This is a genomic window from Ornithinimicrobium kibberense, from assembly GCF_006519705.1.
GTDB classification, from domain to species: Bacteria; Actinomycetota; Actinomycetes; order Actinomycetales; family Dermatophilaceae; genus Ornithinicoccus; species Ornithinicoccus kibberensis.
In genome coordinates this window covers 57012-73476 of record NZ_VFXM01000018.1, presented here as the reverse complement: position 1 = coordinate 73476, position 16465 = coordinate 57012, and the positions used below count along the sequence as shown (strand labels likewise).

Annotated in this window: 22 protein-coding genes; 15 read left to right on the top strand and 7 right to left on the bottom strand. The window is 70.2% G+C overall.

Features of this window, described 5'->3' with window-relative positions:
* Positions 1-875 (top strand): IS256 family transposase (locus FJR00_RS14500; protein WP_141339337.1); only part of this gene is annotated, 875 nt, incomplete at its 5' end.
* A gap of 77 nt (positions 876-952) precedes the next feature.
* Here the strand turns inward: FJR00_RS14500 and FJR00_RS14495 are convergent.
* Both FJR00_RS14495 and FJR00_RS14490 read right to left on the bottom strand, forming a co-directional pair.
* Complete coding sequence (locus tag FJR00_RS14495) at positions 953-1636, bottom strand: GNAT family N-acetyltransferase (RefSeq protein WP_141339336.1); 684 nt, start codon at positions 1634-1636, stop codon at positions 953-955.
* Between the two features lie 9 nt (positions 1637-1645).
* A complete protein-coding gene (locus FJR00_RS14490; protein ID WP_077342041.1) occupies positions 1646-2272 on the bottom strand; it encodes a TetR/AcrR family transcriptional regulator in 627 nt (208 codons plus the stop codon).
* Between the two features lie 56 nt (positions 2273-2328).
* On the opposite strand from FJR00_RS14490, the gene FJR00_RS14485 reads away from it, so the two are divergent.
* On the top strand, positions 2329-2967 hold the full coding sequence (locus tag FJR00_RS14485; protein WP_077342040.1) for a methyltransferase family protein: 639 nt from the start codon (positions 2329-2331) through the stop codon (positions 2965-2967).
* A gap of 551 nt (positions 2968-3518) precedes the next feature.
* Here FJR00_RS14485 and FJR00_RS14480 read toward each other — a convergent pair.
* Positions 3519-4121: a hypothetical protein gene (locus FJR00_RS14480; protein ID WP_141339335.1), complete on the bottom strand. Its 603-nt coding sequence runs from the start codon at positions 4119-4121 to the stop codon at positions 3519-3521.
* 70 nt (positions 4122-4191) lie between these two features.
* Between FJR00_RS14480 and FJR00_RS14475 the strand changes: the two genes are divergently transcribed.
* The 4 genes from FJR00_RS14475 to FJR00_RS14460 all read left to right on the top strand — a co-directional run bounded on the left by FJR00_RS14475 (position 4192) and on the right by FJR00_RS14460 (position 8142).
* Positions 4192-5559 carry a HEPN/Toprim-associated domain-containing protein gene (locus tag FJR00_RS14475; RefSeq protein ID WP_141339334.1) on the top strand — a complete coding sequence of 456 codons (1368 nt, stop codon included), beginning with the start codon at positions 4192-4194 and terminating at the stop codon, positions 5557-5559.
* A 449-nt stretch (positions 5560-6008) separates the two neighbouring features.
* A complete protein-coding gene (locus tag FJR00_RS14470) occupies positions 6009-6671 on the top strand; it encodes a helix-turn-helix domain-containing protein (RefSeq protein ID WP_202876690.1) in 663 nt (220 codons plus the stop codon).
* Positions 6668-7366 carry a hypothetical protein gene (locus FJR00_RS14465; protein ID WP_141339333.1) on the top strand — a complete coding sequence of 233 codons (699 nt, stop codon included), beginning with the start codon at positions 6668-6670 and terminating at the stop codon, positions 7364-7366. The genes FJR00_RS14470 and FJR00_RS14465 overlap by 4 nt, the downstream gene beginning before the upstream one ends.
* 416 nt (positions 7367-7782) lie before the next feature.
* Entirely contained in the window at positions 7783-8142 is a 360-nt protein-coding gene (locus FJR00_RS14460; protein ID WP_141339332.1) for a hypothetical protein, read from the top strand.
* A 232-nt stretch (positions 8143-8374) separates the two neighbouring features.
* Here FJR00_RS14460 and FJR00_RS14455 read toward each other — a convergent pair whose 3' ends face one another.
* Both FJR00_RS14455 and FJR00_RS14450 read right to left on the bottom strand, forming a co-directional pair.
* Positions 8375-8689, bottom strand: a complete 315-nt coding sequence (locus FJR00_RS14455) for a TraR/DksA family transcriptional regulator (RefSeq protein ID WP_141339331.1) — start codon at positions 8687-8689, stop codon at positions 8375-8377.
* 13 nt (positions 8690-8702) lie between these two features.
* The gene (locus FJR00_RS14450; protein WP_141339330.1) at positions 8703-9101 is read right to left on the bottom strand and encodes a VOC family protein; all 399 of its coding nucleotides are present in this window, start codon (positions 9099-9101) and stop codon (positions 8703-8705) included.
* Positions 9102-9201: 100 nt separating this feature from the next.
* Between FJR00_RS14450 and FJR00_RS14445 the strand changes: the two genes are divergently transcribed.
* From FJR00_RS14445 to FJR00_RS14410, 8 genes are all read left to right on the top strand, one after another.
* On the top strand, positions 9202-9708 hold the full coding sequence (locus FJR00_RS14445) for a DUF3817 domain-containing protein (RefSeq protein WP_141339329.1): 507 nt from the start codon (positions 9202-9204) through the stop codon (positions 9706-9708).
* A gap of 33 nt (positions 9709-9741) precedes the next feature.
* Positions 9742-10449 (top strand): thioredoxin, encoded by a 708-nt coding sequence (gene trxA, locus FJR00_RS16690; RefSeq protein WP_141339328.1) that lies wholly within the window; start codon positions 9742-9744, stop codon positions 10447-10449.
* A 102-nt stretch (positions 10450-10551) separates the two neighbouring features.
* Positions 10552-10938 carry a four-helix bundle copper-binding protein gene (locus tag FJR00_RS14435; RefSeq protein WP_141339327.1) on the top strand — a complete coding sequence of 129 codons (387 nt, stop codon included), beginning with the start codon at positions 10552-10554 and terminating at the stop codon, positions 10936-10938.
* Positions 10939-11016: 78 nt separating this feature from the next.
* Positions 11017-11397 (top strand): hypothetical protein, encoded by a 381-nt coding sequence (locus tag FJR00_RS14430; protein ID WP_141339326.1) that lies wholly within the window; start codon positions 11017-11019, stop codon positions 11395-11397.
* Between the two features lie 9 nt (positions 11398-11406).
* Positions 11407-11835, top strand: a complete 429-nt coding sequence (locus tag FJR00_RS14425; protein WP_141339325.1) for an HIT family protein — start codon at positions 11407-11409, stop codon at positions 11833-11835.
* Positions 11836-11845: 10 nt separating this feature from the next.
* Positions 11846-12364, top strand: a complete 519-nt coding sequence (locus FJR00_RS14420; RefSeq protein WP_083664024.1) for a DoxX family protein — start codon at positions 11846-11848, stop codon at positions 12362-12364.
* A gap of 61 nt (positions 12365-12425) precedes the next feature.
* Complete coding sequence (locus FJR00_RS14415; protein WP_141339324.1) at positions 12426-13568, top strand: methyltransferase domain-containing protein; 1143 nt, start codon at positions 12426-12428, stop codon at positions 13566-13568.
* Between the two features lie 102 nt (positions 13569-13670).
* Positions 13671-14012 (top strand): hypothetical protein, encoded by a 342-nt coding sequence (locus FJR00_RS14410; protein ID WP_141339323.1) that lies wholly within the window; start codon positions 13671-13673, stop codon positions 14010-14012.
* A 72-nt stretch (positions 14013-14084) separates the two neighbouring features.
* On the opposite strand, the gene FJR00_RS14405 is transcribed toward FJR00_RS14410, so the two are convergent.
* Positions 14085-15452 carry an MBL fold metallo-hydrolase gene (locus FJR00_RS14405; protein WP_141339322.1) on the bottom strand — a complete coding sequence of 456 codons (1368 nt, stop codon included), beginning with the start codon at positions 15450-15452 and terminating at the stop codon, positions 14085-14087.
* 106 nt (positions 15453-15558) lie between these two features.
* Between FJR00_RS14405 and FJR00_RS14400 the strand changes: the two genes are divergently transcribed.
* Complete coding sequence (locus tag FJR00_RS14400) at positions 15559-15816, top strand: metal-sensitive transcriptional regulator (protein ID WP_075957564.1); 258 nt, start codon at positions 15559-15561, stop codon at positions 15814-15816.
* Positions 15817-15835: 19 nt separating this feature from the next.
* Here FJR00_RS14400 and FJR00_RS14395 read toward each other — a convergent pair whose 3' ends face one another.
* The gene (locus FJR00_RS14395) at positions 15836-16456 is read right to left on the bottom strand and encodes an L-threonylcarbamoyladenylate synthase (RefSeq protein ID WP_075957661.1); all 621 of its coding nucleotides are present in this window, start codon (positions 16454-16456) and stop codon (positions 15836-15838) included.
* Between the last annotated feature and the right edge of the window lie 9 nt (positions 16457-16465).

Below are 16465 nucleotides of genomic sequence, written 5' to 3'. Positions count from 1 at the left end.
GGGAGATCAGCGCGCACTTCCAGGAGGTCTACGGCGCGAACATCTCCAAGGACACGGTCAGCCGGATCACCGACAAGGTGCTCGAGGAGATGACCACCTGGTCCTCGCGCCCTTTGCAGCCCATCTACGCGGCGATCTTCATCGACGCGATCTACGTGAAGGTCCGCGACGGTCAGGTCGGCAACCAGCCGTTCTACGCCGCGATCGGGGTCGACCTGAACGGGCGCCGAGACGTCCTGGGGCTGTGGGCCGGGCAGGGTGGTGGCGAGAGCGCGAAGTTCTGGATGAACGTCCTGGCTGACCTGAAGAACCGCGGCGTGGCCGACGTGTTCTTCATCGTCTGCGACGGCCTCAAGGGCCTGCCGGACAGCGTGAACGCGGTCTTCCCGGCCGCGATCGTGCAGGCCTGCGTGATCCACCTCATCCGGGCGACGCTGCGCTACGCGAGCCGGAAGTACTGGGACCAGCTGGCTGGGGACCTGCGCCGCATCTACACCGCCCCCTCGGTTGAGGCGGCGTGGGCGGCGTTCGAGGAGCTGGAGGAGAAATGGGGCAAGCCCTATCCCGCGATCCCCAAGCTGTGGAGAGCGGCGTGGGAGGAGTTCATCCCCTTCCTGGCCTACGACGTGGAGATCCGCCGCGTGCTGTTCTCCACCAACGCCATCGAGTCCCTGCACGCCAGGTATCGCAGGGCGGTGACCGTACGCGGTCACTTCCCGACCGAGCAGGCCGCGCTGAAGTGCCTGTACCTGGTGACCCGCGGGCTGGACCCCAAGGGCACCGGGCAGGCACGATGGACCATGCGGTGGAAGCCCGCGCTCAACGCTTTCGCCGTCACCTTCGCCGACCGCATGCCGGCCGCGGAGAACCTCTGAGATGAACGCCGGAAACACCGTTCATCGGACAGACCCTCTACCGCTGATGATCGGTGGATGTTGGCTGAGCTGTCGGTTTACCTGTCGGTCGTGCTGGCGGGTTGGACGATGTGCTCTAAGGTCAGGATTCGGAACCCGCTACGGAGTGCGAGTGAGATGGAGGCGTGGTCTTGGGCGATGGTTCTGTGTTGGACCGTGCCGATGCCGTGTCGTGCTGCATCGACGAGGACGGCACGCTCGGCAGCAGTCGCGTAGCCTCGCCCCCTGCTGGAGGGGCAGGCTAGGACGCTGACTTCCGGAGGGCCGGCGCAAGTGGGCACCAGCGTGCACATCGCCACCAGACGGTGATCGATGATGACCCCACGGGCCAGGATCGTCTCTTGCCCCAGATGGGGTGTGGCTGCTGCGAGGTCAGCCCGTGAGCATCGCTCGTGCAGGTCGACGACCAGTGGTGCGTCCGTGCTGTGGAGCCGAGCCGTGGCTCGCTCGGGCATCGGAGCGGTCGCGGTGTCGGCGAACGCGCGGACGGCCAGGAATCGCGGTGCCCAGGCTTGGTTCGGTTCACCTGGATGCGGATAGACCGCCAGGGTACGGTCGCGGAACTGAACGAGTCTCGGCCCCGTGGCGTCGCCGGGCGAGGTCGCCTGCACCCAGGATGATCGACGCGTGTCGATGACGTCTTGGGCCGAGACGCCCCAGCAGGAGGCTAGGGCTACCGCCTCTGTCTCCGTGATCGGCTGCAGGTGCTGGGAGAGCTGCATACGGTCAGGCTAGGGGCTAGCACCGACAGGGCGAGGGCTGGCGCAGGCTGCGTTCAGGTACGCGTTCGCCGCCCGGGTGACCTCGCGCGCGAGCGTGTCGGCGTCGGTCGTGCCGACCAGCCGGTGCGTCAGCGACTCCACCAGCGCCACCAGCACCTGGGCCGTCGTCCCCGGGTCGGCCAGGTCCGTCTCGGCACGTAGCAGCTCCTCGACGCGGCTCCGGAGGGCCTCGTTGGTCTGCTCGAAGGCCTCGGCGAGCGCAGGGGTGCTCGCAGCGTGGTCGTAGAGGACCCGGTGCAGGTCACCGTCCTCGTGCAGCGCCGCCACCGCAGCGACGGCCTCGGGGAGCCACACGCTCCTGGGTCGGCCGAGCCGGAGGACGTGGTCGAGGACCTCGCCCGCGGCGGCCATGTGCCGTCGCGCGAGCTCGAGCATGAGCGCGCCCTTGTTGGGGAAGTACTGGTAGAGCGAGCCGATGGAGACCCCGGCCCGCGCGGCGATCCTGTCCGTCGTGGCCCCGTCCCCCTCCTCGGCCAGAACCTGAGCCGCTGCGGCCAGGATCTTGTCCACCGTCGCCCGGGAACGGCGCTGCTGCGGCTGTTTGCGGGGGTTCTGCGCCGCCGTCGACGCCGCCATCGGCCACCTCCAGATGCGAGTACTGAACGTGAGGGATTCCTCATATTATTGCGGGTATGGGTGGGATCGATGAGTGGGGACCACGGGTGAGCGCAGGTGTCGCCCTCGCGGTCTACGTGATCGGGCTCGCAGGCGCCTTCGGCGTCCGTGCCTGGCTGCACCGGCGCCGGACCGGGGACTCCGGGGTGCGCAGGACCCCGGCCCGGCACCCGGCCGGCCGGATGGGGGTGGTCCTGTTCATCGGTGCCCTCCTGCTGTGCGGTGCGGGCCTGGTCGGGGCCCTCCTCGCTCCGCAGCTGCGGTGGGAAGCCCCGGGCGTGGTGTCGTGGGCAGGCCTGCTCGTCGCCGCCGTCGGACTGGCTGCGGTGTTCGTCGCCCAGGCTGCCATGGGGGCCTCCTGGCGGGTGGGGGTCGACCCCGACGAGGTGACCGAGCTCGTCACCACGGGACCGTTCGCCCTCGTGCGCAACCCCATCTTCAGCGCCATGGGCCTGACCCTGGTCGGGGTCACCCTCCTGGTCCCCAGCGCGGCGACAGTGCTCGCGCTGGTCGCCTTCTGCGTCGGCGTCCAGCTGCAGGTACGCCTGGTTGAGGAGCCGGCCCTTGCACGTCTGCACGGCGACCGCTACCGCCAGTACGCCTCCACAGTCGGGCGATTCCTCCCCGACCTCACACGCGGGCGCTCAACGTCATAGCCGAAGGCCGGCACCTAGCCGACGTCCCCTCATCAGCGGGCACGTGTCGAACGCACTGAGATGCCGCGGGGCGCGTGGTCGCACGCTAGTGCCGCGCCGGCTGCAGAAGCTCGCCCCGGCTAGATCTGGCGAGCAACCCTCCCCAATCCCCAACGTAGGGTCCGATCCCCTCCCCCAGCGGGTGAATACGACCCACTTGAATACGCAGTGTCGCCAGTAAGCCGTGGAAGGCCGAGCTGCGGTGCCTGCCCCTGGTTGTCCAGCGACAGGGATTCTGGCCAAACGACAGGTTTCGTGGCCAAACGTGTCAGAGGTTTGGCCAAACGACAAGATTCGTGGCCAAGGGGCCAATCCGAGGCTCTACGGGGTTCAGGAGACCCGGCATCGACCAGTATTAGACGCCTGAGGCACGAATCGAACGTACGTACGTTCGGATCGGCAGACCAATCTGGCCGACTCACGCAGGTCGGACACCCCTCCCCCCCACAGGTCGAGCTGCCGTGGCAGTGTGGCACGCCTGGCCGATGATGGCAGAGACAAGTAGTCCGTGTTCAGATTCCCTCCGGGTCGGCGCAGATCTCGCAACGCTCCAGGTGGTGCTCGTCGAGCATGCCTGCCGCGTCAACCAGGTCGCGAGCCAAACTGCGAACGGCCACCGTGATCGTCCGGGTCGGTGCTTCGTAGACGACCTCTGTGGCCATGTCTTCGTTGTCGCGCTCAACCACGACCACGCACACGACGTGACCCTCCGGGCCGCCGCCGCTTGACGCCGAGATCCGGATGCCCTCCGCTTCCAAGCCTAAGGGCTCACCTTTGCGCCGCCTACCGGTCCGTTGCGCATCGCCGGTGCCTCGGACGTAGTCCTCGTAGTGCTCGAACCTGTCGCGAAGGTCCTTGAGGGTCGCGTGCTCCTCGCTAAAGCGCTGAACGATCTCGCTGTTCGCGCCGGTTGCCAGCTCAGCCCCGCGTAAGACGTTGCGCACTGCGTCGACAAGCACGAGCGTCATCGCATCGCGGCGGCCGATCTCCGTCGCAGGCGACTCGGGCATGGAGATGGACTCTATGGTTTCGTATGTCTCGGACGCGGCGGCCGCCCACATATGGGCCCATCTGACGAGTCGTCGATCGATGCTCTGGACGGGTTGCTCTGCCATGTCCGAATCATCGCAGGGCCCGTGCGAACTGCGGCACACGACCCGACGCCTCACGGCTAAGGTTCGGCAGGTGGGATCCTGGTGGAACATCGAGGTCGGAGGGCAGGGCATCCCTGTCTGGGGAAAGAGCTACGTCCCCGACGAGTTGATGCTTCTCTTCACCGATGAGGACCGCCTACTGGACTCGGCGAGAACCGACACGTCCACCCGGATCGAAAACGAGGTAGCTGAGGCTGAGGAGTCCGAGTCCGACGGGCCGCCCGAATCGGGGCGAACAGGTCTGCTGGGCTATCAGACCACGGCCGGAGCGCTACGCCAACGGCTTGAGCTTCACGGGTTCTCCCGTGACTGGGTCTGTCGGCTGAGTGCCGCGTTCTTCGACGACCACGATGAAGACTGGGATCTCCCCGATGCGTGGCCGCAGGACGCGGCGCCGCTTCGGAACGGGGCCGCTATCACAGCAGCACTGACAACCCGCTTCGGTCGTGCGGCTGGCGCGGGCGTACCCCCCGATCCTCGGGGGCAGCCAAAAGAGTGGTTCCTCCACGAGCAATGGATGCGGCTGCGAGAGGCGTTCGACGATCCCAGATTCGCGTTAACGCTTTCGCTGTGCAGAACCCGCGACTCGACCGCCGTCAAGCTCGACCTTACGGCCCTCGTCGAGGGCGGCTGGCTCACACCGGAGGAGAGGCCGCATAGGGATGCGCGCCTGCGAATGTCGGGCGCCGTGGCGGTAGATGCCCCCGTCATCGTCATCACCGAAGGCTCGACCGACGCGCAACGGCTGCGCCGGTCCCTGGAGATCGCTGCGCCAGAAGTTGCCCACATCTTCCAGTTCCTCGACTTCGGGCAGCGCCCTCCCGGAGGAACCGACAGGGTCGTCTCTCTCACAAAGGGCATGACCGCAGCAGGGGTGATGAACCGCATCGTTGCCGTGCTCGACAACGACACGGCAGGACGCGACGCCGCATCGCAGCTCTCGACGCTCGACCTGCCGGCACAGGTCAGCGTTGTCTGCCTCCCCGCCGTCCCATACGCAGTCCGCTACCCGACTCTGGGCCCGTCGGGGTCAGGGGTCGAAGACGTGAACGGCCGCGCTGTCTCGATGGAGTTTATGTTTGGCGAGGATGTTTTGCGTGACGGCGCAGGCGCACTGGCACCGGTGCGCTGGCACGCCTTCAACGAAAAGATCGGGGACTACCAGGGCCGCTTGGACGCCGCAGAGAAAAGCCGGGTCGGCAAACAGATCGACCAGGCGCTCTTGACCGTTGTCGGTGGCCGGATCATCTCGGATCAGGTCATGCAAGGATGCGCACGACTCGCAGAGATGCTCCGCGCAGCCGCCACACCGCCCCGACGGATCCCGGCGTCGGAGAGCTCGGTCCTGACCGAGGTTTGGCGAAGCGATCCGTTCTGCGACCTGCGCATCGAACCCTAACCCTGCGCGAGGTAGAGGTAGCCGCTGCTGTCCGTGCCACTCCCTCGCGGTAGTCGCGGACGGCGTGGACTCGTTGTGGATGGCAACGAAAATGCCCTCACAGGCGACTCCGCATCGCGAGCCAACGTGGCACCGGGGTCGCCGCCCTGGGCCCAATAGCCAGCACCAGCACCGGGGACCACAGACGCGCAGGAGGAACCTCCTTAACGACCCAAGTTCGACGCCCGAGCACCGCACCGCCCAGGTCGAGGGTGCGGGTCCGTACCGTGACGCCGAGGGGTTCAAGGAGGCTCTGACGTCCGCGCCTTGCTGTGTCACGGGCGCGAGCCGGGCGGCTCCCCCGCGCGCTCTGGCATGCAGGGACTTGACGGTCCTAGTTTGGGACCGTTAGTGTAAGACGCAGGTCACGGCACCAGGCCACGACCGACTCCCATAGAAGGGGCGCATACATGAGCCATCAGTTCACGTCTTGCCCGCAGTGCGCGAGCAATGACATCAAGACCGACATGTTCCGGGTGCGGTGCGGGGGGTGCGGTTGGTCGCTCCAGGACCCCGACCCTCAGTACGAGGCACACGTCCAGGAACTTGGATGGGCGAACATCGAACCCCACACACCAATCATCCGAGCCATCGACGCTCTGCCGCCCGATTTCGGCGCGAGCCTGACAACGACCCGAAGCGCATTCCCGGCGAACCATCCCGTCCACGCCGATTGGCCCTCGCTGACGGCAGCAGAGTTTCGAATCCGCCGAGAGACTTTCGGGCTTAGTGCAGAGTGGCTTGCCGAACGTCTGGGCGTGGCCCTGAAGACCGTCCAGAGATGGGAGAACGGCCACCGGCCCATTCCCGACGGGGTCGCGGAGGACATGGATCTGATTTCCACGGCGATGGGTGAGGTCGCGGCACGCAACTGCGCTGAGCACCTGCTCAGGACCGAAGACCCCGTCATGAGTATTCCTCGTGCCGGGACCCATTTCGGGTTCCCCGCCTCCTGGTACCGCGCCTTGGTGGATCAGGTCAGACATCTCCTCATGGCCGAGTATGGCGATCCCGGCCTTGCCGCCGCCACCTTTCGGGTTGTTTACTTCGACGAGGGGGGCGACCAGTCATGACCAGGGTCGAGGGCACGGGTCCGTACCGTGACGTCGAGGGGTTCAAGGAGGCTCTGACGTCGCTGCGATCCATGACCAGGGGCGACGACGCCCGACCGGCTATGCGCTCTGCCGTCCAACTGATCACCCACCTTGCGTGGCGGTCACCGGACGACACCGTCAGCTGGTACGAGAGCAGCACCCCGCAGAGCGTCATGGACTACGCCGACTTCCTCGCGGTGGGCACGGGAACCGTGATCCGTGAGGCCATGGAGGTCGCCCTCAGGCACGCCGAGGCTGCGACCAAGGACGGACAGGCCGAAGGCGTGGCCGTCCTGGCCGGGATCATCCGTCAGCACGGGGCTGACCCCGACGGCACGACCAGCAGACACCCTGGTGCGACTCCGAGGCAGGCACCGAGTCCGCCACTGGGGCGGACCGACCACACGGAGCTGGGGGTTTACGAGGGAGAAGGCTTGGTCGAAGGTGACGATGTCCGCAAGCCTCGAGGGCTGCACCACAGGATCTACCCCTACATGGAGTCCGTGACGCAGTACGCCAACGACCGGGGCAAGGACGTTGGACCCTGGGTAGTCAGGGACAGGTCCACCGCCCTCCGCACCGAGCGGCGGGGCAGGGGCCGTGCGATGGTCCGCGTGTGGGGCCCGAGCGCGTGGGCCTACGTAAACGATGGGTCGGAGTCAGAGCACGGATGATCGTCCACGTCGTCTCCGCGCTCACCGTCACGGCATGGGTCGCCATGTGGTCATGACCGGGCCGGGGCCAGTCTGAGCGGCAGCGGTGACGGACACGCGCTCAGGCGAAAGCCCCATCCGTCGCGCGAGCGTGAGCGTGGCCCTTCGGCCCTGTGACACTTTCTGTCACTTCTCCATAGGGAACTCCTGGCGACACCACTTGACATCAGCGGTGTAGCGAACGTGACCGGACGGGATCATGATATGTTAAATGGCAGATGATCCGACGGGCTTGTGCCAATCAACGCGTCATCTCGGTGTAGAACACTGACGTTTGTATTGGCGGGCGACACCCCTGCGGGCGACCTGCGGACCGTTCGACGCTCCCCTGGACCATCTCGGCCACGCGTGGTGGCTGCGACTTCTATGCTGCTCCCATGACGGATCTCGACACGGTCGAGGAACGGATCTGGGCGCTGCTCGATCCGTATCGGGACGATCTCGAGGACGCGACGATCTACGGCATGCCGTCGTTGAGGTGGCCCGGCTCCGGAGGGCACGACTACTTCGTCGCGGTCGGGCGCAGCGCAGGCAAGGTCAGCCTCTACGCGGTCGCCGTCGAGACCTGGCCGGAGGCCCTCGAGGCGTCGTCGCCGACGTTCAGGAAGCGCCGCACCGGCAAGGCGACCTTCTCCTTCCCCACCATGGACGACGAGCTGGCGGCCGAGCTCGAGGCGTTCCTGGCGCGCCTCTACCACTCCTACCGGGCGCACCACTCGGACTCCGCGTCGACCTAGCCCGGGGACGACGGGCGACGGACGCGCCCGGCGGTTGGTTCGTGCCGCGCCGGGGCATGTCGGGTGCTCCGCGGAGCAGCCCTGCGTCCGGTGCTCCGCGGAGCAGTCCTGCTCGACCTACGGCGGGAACCTGTTCCTGCAGCGGGTGGGAACCCGCCGTAGGAGCCGGAGGTCGCTGCAGGTGCGGATCGCCGTGGCGACGGGGACGGCGAAGCTGCCGGTGAGCCGTGGGTCAGCCGTGCCGCAGGCAGGTCGTCGCCCACGGGCGCGCCCCCAGCCGACCCTCCGGGATGGGCCCACCGCACACCGCGCAGCGGCCGTAGCTGCCCTCGACCAGCCGGGTCCGGGCCAGCCGCACCTCCTCGAGCAGCCGGCCAAGGCTCTCGTGGGCCGTCACCGCGGTGGACCGGTCGACGACCAGAGGCTCGCTCTCCCCCAGGCACCGCGCCAGCGCCGCCCTGGCGTGCCCCTCCTGGGCCCCGGTCAGCTCCTCCAGCTGCGCCTGCACCTCGGCCTCCTTGGCGGCCAGTCGCTCCTCCACCGTCATGGGACCAGCTGCCTCACTCCGCCGGCGGCAGGTCGTGGGCGACCTCGTGGGTCGGCTGGTAGAGCATCATGTCGTCGGCACCGGGCACCCGCAGCCACACCTCGGTCCCGAAGCGGCGTTCCACCGGCTCGGTGGCGAACTCGGCACCGCGGGCGGCCAGCTCGGCCATGGTGGCCGCCAGGTCGTCGCACATGAACGAGATCGCGTGGTGGCGCGGCACCTCGTCGAAACCCCCGGGACCGCTGGTGGGATGGACGCCCAGCTCGCTGGGGCCGGTGCGGAAGATCAGCCACTCCGGCTGGCCCTCCGGCACGTCGTCGCGAACGTACGGCAGCTGCAGCACGTCGCGGAAGAAGGCCCGGGTGGCGACCGGGGCGTCGGAGTAGACCAGGGTGTGCAGCGCGGCGATCATGACTCGACCGTAGCCCCGGACGGCTCGGGCCGGTAGGGGGTGCCTCGGCAGGGGTCCCGCGTGCCCCGTGGGACGATGGTCCGCCCGACCGGAAGGCCCCATGTCAGCCCCGCTCCCCCGTCCGCGCCGCGTCTACGGCACCCTCGCCGCGGCCGAGATGGTCACCTGGACCCTGCTGATCGTCGGCATGGTCGCGACCTACCTGCTGGACGCCGGGCACATGCCGGTCCGGGTGGGCGGCGGCGTGCACGGCTTCGTTTTCCTCGCCTACGTCCTCGTCACGCTGGTCGTGGCGGTCGACCAGCGCTGGCCGGTGCGGGACCTGGCCCTGGGCCTGGCCTCGGCGGTGGTCCCCTACGCCACCGTGCCGTTCGAGCGCAGCGCCGAGCGGCGTGACCTGCTGGGCGACCGCTGGCGCCTGCTGGAGGCCGGTGCCGCCGCCGGGCTGGCCGGACGTCTGGTCGCGGCCGGGCTGCGGCGCCCCGTGCTCGCCGTGCTGGTGGGCCTCGTCGCCGTCGTGGGGGTCTTCGTGCTCATGCTGGCCCTCGGTCCGCCGACGCAGTGGTTCGCCGCTCCGGAACAGTCCCGGCCGCTCGCCGAAGTTTGAGACCCTGATACCCCTGGGGGTATTATGTGAGGCATGGCGACCACTGACCTCACCGTGTCCTCGTTCGAGTCCACCATCACCGCGGACGGCATCGTCCTCGTCGACTTCTGGGCCGACTGGTGCGGCCCGTGCAAGCAGTTCGCGCCCGTCTACGAGGCCGCGTCCGAGCAGCACCCCGACATCACCTTCGGCAAGGTCGACACCGAGGCCGAGCGCGAGCTGGCCGCGGCCGCGGGCATCAGCTCCATCCCGACCCTCATGGCCTTCCGCGACGGCATCGCCGTCTTCGCCCAGGCCGGCGCCCTGCCCCCGGCCGCCCTCGAGCAGGTCGTCCAGGCCGTGCGCGACCTGGACATGGACGACGTGCGCGCCCAGGTGGCGGCGCAGCAGGCCCTGCAGGACAAGCCGCTGGAGATCTCGGCCGAGGACTTCGCCCGGATCTACGCGGAGGGCGAGGTGACCCTCGTCGACGTGCGCGAGCCGGCCGAGTACCGCGCGGGCCACCTCTCCGGGGCCCAGCTGGTGCCGATGCGCTCGGTGGCCGAGAAGGCCGACGAGCTGCCCAAGGACGAGCCGGTCTACGTCATCTGCGCCACGGGCAACCGCAGCCAGTCGAGCAGCCAGCTGCTCCGTCGCGCAGGTGTGGAGGCCTACTCCGTGGCCGGCGGGACCCAGGGCTGGGCGATGGGCGTCCCCGGGCGTAAGCTCGTGCCCGGGCCCCACGCGACCGCGCAGGCCTGACCCGACCCGCACCACCGGCGTCCCCGGGGCGCCGACGTGCACGAGGCGCCGGCGGGCGACCCCGAGATGCGGGGGTCGCCCGCCGCCCCTACCGTCGATGCCATGGACGACATCCTCAGCACCCACCCGGCCAAGGACACCTTCGACCTGCCCCAGCTGCGGGCCGCCATCGACGCGGCGAGTCGGTGCGCGTCCACCTGCGGGACCTGCGCGGACTCCTGCCTGCACGGCGACCACGTCGAGGGCATGGTCCGCTGCATCGACCTGTGCACCCAGTGCGCCGCCATCTGTCGCACGACCGCCGAGATCCTCTCCCGGCCCGGTCCCAACGGCGACTCCTGGCGGTCCGTGGTCGAGGCCTGCATCGCCGTCTGCCGCGAGTGCGCGAAGGAGTGCTCGAGCCACGAGCACGACCACTGCCAGCAGTGCGCCCAGGCGTGCCGCGACTGCGCCGACGCCTGCCAGACCCTCCTCGGCGTCGCCGACTGACAGGCCGGGGGTCGTTCTTCACCGGACCCTCACCTCCCGTACCCCCGGCCCCCACGGTCCGCGGGCTAGCGTCGGACCATGACCAGCTCCTCCCGCGCCGGCCTCGTCGTGGCGGCGACGACCACCCTCCTGCTCATCCTCGGCGCTGGGGCCCTCGGCATTGTCGGGCCCGGTGGGCCCGTCGACCTGCTGTACGTGGGGGCAGCGGTGGTCGCGCTCGTGGGTGCGGTCTCCGTCCGCCTGCGACCGAGGGGTATGACGTACGCGTTCGCCGCGGCCGCCGGGACTGTCCTCGCGGCCACCGCGGTCGTGCTCGCCCTGGGGCTGCACCGCTCCCCCGGCGTCTCCCTCGGCGACCTCCTCGGCCTGACCGTGCTGTTCGCGGGCGGATACGCCCTGGCCGCCTGGTTCTGCTCCCGCGGCCCGTCGCTGCCCGCCGCCGGCGAGGGGGCGCACTAGGCTGCGTGGATGGCCACGCTCTTCACGAAGATCATCGACGGTGAGATCCCCACCCAGCTGGTCTGGCGCGACGAGGTCTGCGCGGCGTTCCTCGACATCGAGCCGCTGACGCCCGGTCACGCCCTGGTGGTCCCCCGGGTCGAGGTCGACCACTGGGTCGACCTGCCGGGTGAGGTCCTGGCCCACCTCACCGACGTGGCCGCCCGGATCGGGCGGGCACAGCAGGTCGCCTTCGACGCCCCCCGCGTCGGTGTCATCGTCCAGGGCTTCGAGGTCCCGCACGCGCACGTGCACGTCTTCCCCGCCCGGACCGCGGACGACTTCGACCTGGCCCGCAAGCGACCCCGCCCGGCCGACGACCTCGCGCAGGACGCGCAGGCCCTGCGCCGGACGCTGCGGGGGCAGGGCTGGTCCGACGAGGTCCCGGGGCAGGACTGAGGCCCACGACATGCAGGCCGAGCCCCGTGAGGACCCCGGGCCCGAGGACTACCACCACGACGTGCACGACGACTGGGCCGACCTGGACGGGTTCCCCGTCCCGGAGGTGCACGCCCGCAGCCTGGACCTGGGACTGCTCCTGCTGCGGCTGGGCACCCTGCTGCTGGTCACCCGCGGCCTCGACAAGGCCGTCGACCTGCCGGCATGGGTCCGCGACGTCGACGACCACGTCCTCGGCGCGCAGGCCCCCGAGCTGGTCGCCTGGATGGTCCTGCTGGGCCAGGTGGCCCTGCCCGTCCTGCTGGCGCTGGGCCTGTTCACCCGCCCGGCGGCGTTCCTGCTCGCGGCCATGATGGCGGCCACGTGGGTGCTCACCGTCTACCCGCGGCTGGACTACACGGTCCTCGGCGAGGGCGGTGCCCCGACCGGTGAGGACTCCCTGCTCTACCTGGCGCTCGCCCTCCCGCTGGTCTTCACCGGGGCGGGCCGCTGGTCGCTGGACGCCATGCGTGCGACCGGCAGGCCATGAACCGCCTGCCCTGACCCCGCCGAGGGTCCCCCGTCTCGTGGGGCCGCTCTACCCTGGGTCGGTGCAGTGCGACTACTACGACGCCGGGGCCTGTCGCTCGTGCACCCTCATGGGCACCCCGTACGCCGGGCAGCTGGCGGACAAGCAGACCCGGGCAGCGCGCAGCCTGGAGGCGCACGTCCCGGCGTCCGCCTGGCGCGCGCCGCAGGCGAACCGCGAGGTGGGCTTCCGCAACAAGGCCAAGCTCGCCGTGGGCGGCCGGCGCGGTGCTCCCACCGTCGGCATCCTCGACGGCGACGGCCGGGGCGTGGACCTGCGCAGGTGCGGCCTCTACGAACCGGGCTTGGCCGAGGCGGTCCTGGCGCTGCCCGACCTCCTGGGCGAGGCCGGTCTGACGCCCTATGACGTACCGGGCCGCCAGGGCGAGCTCAAGCACGTGCTGATGACCCACTCCCCCGACGGTGAGCTCATGGTCCGCCTCGTCCTGCGCTCTCCCGGGCAACGTCGCCGCGTGCTGGAGCTGCTGCCCGAGCTGCGTTCCCGGCTGCCGGGCACCCGGGTCGTCAGCGTCAACCTCCAGCCCGAGCACAAGGCCGTGCTCGAGGGGCCGGACGAGGAGGTGCTGACGGCGGAGTCCACGCTGCCCATGAGGATCGACGACCTCACCCTGCACCTGCGGCCGCGCAGCTTCTTCCAGACGAGCACACCGATGGCCACGGCCCTCTACCGGCAGGCGCGCACCTGGATCGAGGAGTCCTCGCCCCGGGTGCTGTGGGACCTGTTCTGCGGCGTCGGCGGGTTCGCCCTGCACGCGGCCGGCCCCGGCCGGGAGGTGCTCGGGGTCGAGACGTCCGCGGACGCCGTCGCCAGCGCCCGCCTGGGCGCGGCCGCCCTGACGGGCCCCGGACCGGTGCGGTTCGAGGTCGGGGACGCGACGGCATACCTCTCCCCCAGCCGCCGGCCCACGGGTGAGGCCCCGCCCGACCTGGTCGTGGTCAACCCTCCCCGGCGGGGCGTCGGTCCGCTGGCCGCCGACCTGGAGGCCGCGCGGGTGCCGCGGGTGCTCTACTCCTCGTGCAACGCGACCAGCCTCGCGCGCGACCTGGCCCTCATGCCCGGCTACCGGGTGGGTCGCGCCCGGCTGTTCGACATGTTTCCCCAGACCGCCCACGCCGAGGTGCTCGTCGAGCTGGAACGGCGTTGACCCCCGGAGTCGACCTCCCCGGCGGGGCCGGTGCCCCTCGGGCGGGGGCTGGTGCGAGAATGACGGTCCTGGACCTGGACGACAAGGAAGTTGGTGCCACCGATGCCGAACACGTTCGACGCCGTCCCCGAGGGCGCGCACGAGCGCAGTACCGCGTTCCTCGCGGTCGACGCGCCGCAGGACCGCCTGGAGCAGGTGATGGACGAGGCCGGGCTGCACCGGGGCTCCCTGCGCGAGCAGGACGGCTACACGATCCCCTTCCGCGAGGGCGGCGTGCTGCGCATCCGGGTCGTCGAGGGCGACGACCAGGGTCGCACCGGGCTGGAGTTCACCGCGGACGGTCCGACCGTCGAGCGCCTCGAGCACATCAAGCAGGTCGCCGGCGAGGAGGTCGGGGCCAGCCTCGGGCAGGACGAGTCGTTGACCTGGCAGCCCGTGGACTGACCGCACCGACGACGAGGCGCCGGCACCCCCGACCGGGGGGCCGGCGCCTCGCGCGTGACGTGGGGGTCGGCGTCAGGACGCGGCGGAGCCCTCCAGCGGCAACCCGACCTTGCCGGCCTGCTCGTCGAAGTCGTCGTCCAGGGCGACCACCTGGCGGCCGTGGGCGGCCAGGAAGGAGGCCCCGATCGAGGAGCGGTAGCCACTGGCGCAGTGCACCCAGACCTCGCCCTGCGGCGCCTCGTCGAGGCGCTGGGGCAGCTGACCCAGGGGGATGTTGACCGCGCCCGCCACGTGCGACTCCTCGTGCTCCTTGGGGTTGCGGACGTCGAGGACGCTCACCTCGCGGTGGTGCCGGACCTGCGCCAGGTCGGCGAAGGTGGCGGTGGTGATCGTGCCCAGCTCGCCGTCGGTCCAGTCGCGCGGCTCGCCGGTGGCCTGGCCGGCCAGCTCGTCGATGCCGATGCGCACCAGCTCGCGCTGGGCCTCGGCGACCTGCTCCTCGCTCTCGCCCAGGAGGGTGACCGGGGTGCCCCAGGGGATCATCCAGCCGAGCCAGGTGGAGAACTGCCCGTCCAGGCCGAAGTTGTAGGTGCCCGGGACGTGACCGGCCGAGAACGCCTGGCGGGTGCGCAGGTCCACGACCCACTCCCCCGCCGTCAGCCGCTCGCGCAGCACCTCCTTGTCCGCCCGCGACGGCAGCTCCAGGTCCGGCTCCGACGGGCCCGCGGCGTTGGCCGGTCCCATGTGCGCGTAGTAGGCCGGGTAGAGGTCCAGCCCGTCGAGCGTCTCGCGGACGAACTCCTCGACGTCCTTCAGCAGCGCCGGGTTGGTCTCCTGCTCCTTGGCCAGCGTCGACTCATCACCCTCCGTCTGGGTGGCCGAGCAGAACGAGCCGAAGCCGTGGGTCGGCATGACCTCGGTGCTCCCGTCCAGCTCCTTGACCAGCCGGTGGGCCGAGCCGTGCTGCAGCCGGGCGAGCTCCTCGGCGTGGTCCTGCCCGAGCAGGTCGGGACGGCCGGTGGAGCCGAAGAGCAGCGACCCGCCGGTGAAGACGTAGGGGTGCTCGCCCTCGAGGGCGTAGGACAGGTGGGTGAAGGTGTGGCCGGGCGTGGAGATGGCGCGCACCCGCAGGCTCTCGGACACCTCGACCACCTCGCCGTCGCGGATCGCGTCCCGCTTGAAGGAGACGTCGTCCTCGGCGTTGACGTGGTAGGCGGCCCCGGTCCGCTGCGCCAGCGCGTAGCCCCCGGTGACGTAGTCGTTGTGGATGTGCGTCTCGAACACGTGGGTGACGCGCACCGCCTCGCTCTCGGCGAGCGAGAGCACCCGGTCGACGTCACGCTGGGGGTCGACGACGAAGGCGACCTGGCCGTCGTGGACCAGGTAGCTGCGGTCGCCCAACGACGTGGTCTCGATGGTCAGCACGGTGGGAGCGGTCATGGGTCCTCCTGGGGGGTGGTGGGTGGACACTTGGCGTTCCGTGATGGAACAGGATACCCTAGGGGGTATGGAGAACACGATCGCCCGGGTAGGTAGTCTGGGGTGCGTGGAACTGTCGCCCGAGTCCGTCAAGCCCGCCACCACCCGACTGCGCCGTGCCCACGGGCAGCTGGCGGCGGTCATCCGCATGCTCGAGGAGGGCCGGGACTGCGACGACGTCGTCACCCAGCTCGCCGCCGTGGGCAAGGCGATCGACCGGGCGGGGTACGCGATCATCGCCGAGGGGCTGCGCCAGTGCATGGCCAGCGAGGACGGCGACGTGGACGTCAAGAAGATGGAGAAGCTCTTCCTCAGCCTGGCCTGAGCCCCGGCCGGTGCCCTGCTCACCGGAACGGTGCCGGGTCCCCGGCTCCCTCCCGCACGATCTCGGCGTAGCCCTGGGACAGGTCCACCACCGTCGTCGGCTCGCAGCCGGTGACGTCCCCGTCGACGACGACGTCGAGCGCGTGGTCCAGCCGTTCCTTGACCTCCCAGCCGAAGGTCATCGGCTCCTCCTCCCCCGGCAGCAGCAGCGTGCTCGTGAGCAGGGGCTCCCCCATCTGCGCCAGCAGAGCCTGGCAGATGCGGTGGTCGGGCATGCGTACCCCCACCGTGCGCTTCTTCGGGTGGAGCAGCCGGCGGGGGACCTCGGGCGTGGCCGGCAGGATGAAGGTGTAGCAGCCCGGCGTGGCCGCCTTCACGGCCCGGAACACCGCGTTGTCGAGGTGGACGACGTGCCCCAGCTGGGCGAAGTCGGCGCACAGCAGGGTGAAGTGGTGCCGCTCGTCCAGGTGCCGGATCTCGATGATGCGGCGCCGGGCCTCCGGGTCGCCCAGCCGCGCCGCCAGGGTGTAGCAGGCGTCCGTCGGCAGCGCCGCCAGCCCGCCGTCCCGGAGGATGTCCGCCACCTGTGCCACCAGCCGCGGCTGGGGATCCACCGGGTGGATGTCCACGAAGCGGGCCATGCCGCCCAC

Coding starts and splice junctions, on each gene's coding strand:
- FJR00_RS14395 (WP_075957661.1), bottom strand. CDS start 16,456: ATGGCCCGCTTCGTGGACATCCACCCGGTGGATCCCCAGCCGCGGCTG.
- FJR00_RS14485 (WP_077342040.1), top strand. CDS start 2,329: ATGGGTGGGATCGATGAGTGGGGACCACGGGTGAGCGCAGGTGTCGCC.
- trxA (WP_141339328.1), top strand. CDS start 9,742: ATGGCGACCACTGACCTCACCGTGTCCTCGTTCGAGTCCACCATCACC.
- FJR00_RS14420 (WP_083664024.1), top strand. CDS start 11,846: ATGCAGGCCGAGCCCCGTGAGGACCCCGGGCCCGAGGACTACCACCAC.
- FJR00_RS14430 (WP_141339326.1), top strand. CDS start 11,017: ATGACCAGCTCCTCCCGCGCCGGCCTCGTCGTGGCGGCGACGACCACC.
- FJR00_RS14445 (WP_141339329.1), top strand. CDS start 9,202: ATGTCAGCCCCGCTCCCCCGTCCGCGCCGCGTCTACGGCACCCTCGCC.
- FJR00_RS14435 (WP_141339327.1), top strand. CDS start 10,552: ATGGACGACATCCTCAGCACCCACCCGGCCAAGGACACCTTCGACCTG.
- FJR00_RS14455 (WP_141339331.1), bottom strand. CDS start 8,689: ATGACGGTGGAGGAGCGACTGGCCGCCAAGGAGGCCGAGGTGCAGGCG.
- FJR00_RS14490 (WP_077342041.1), bottom strand. CDS start 2,272: ATGGCGGCGTCGACGGCGGCGCAGAACCCCCGCAAACAGCCGCAGCAG.
- FJR00_RS14425 (WP_141339325.1), top strand. CDS start 11,407: ATGGCCACGCTCTTCACGAAGATCATCGACGGTGAGATCCCCACCCAG.
- FJR00_RS14450 (WP_141339330.1), bottom strand. CDS start 9,101: ATGATCGCCGCGCTGCACACCCTGGTCTACTCCGACGCCCCGGTCGCC.
- FJR00_RS14405 (WP_141339322.1), bottom strand. CDS start 15,452: ATGACCGCTCCCACCGTGCTGACCATCGAGACCACGTCGTTGGGCGAC.
- FJR00_RS14495 (WP_141339336.1), bottom strand. CDS start 1,636: ATGCAGCTCTCCCAGCACCTGCAGCCGATCACGGAGACAGAGGCGGTA.
- FJR00_RS14480 (WP_141339335.1), bottom strand. CDS start 4,121: ATGGCAGAGCAACCCGTCCAGAGCATCGATCGACGACTCGTCAGATGG.
- FJR00_RS14410 (WP_141339323.1), top strand. CDS start 13,671: ATGCCGAACACGTTCGACGCCGTCCCCGAGGGCGCGCACGAGCGCAGT.
- FJR00_RS14460 (WP_141339332.1), top strand. CDS start 7,783: ATGACGGATCTCGACACGGTCGAGGAACGGATCTGGGCGCTGCTCGAT.
- FJR00_RS14470 (WP_202876690.1), top strand. CDS start 6,009: ATGAGCCATCAGTTCACGTCTTGCCCGCAGTGCGCGAGCAATGACATC.
- FJR00_RS14465 (WP_141339333.1), top strand. CDS start 6,668: ATGACCAGGGTCGAGGGCACGGGTCCGTACCGTGACGTCGAGGGGTTC.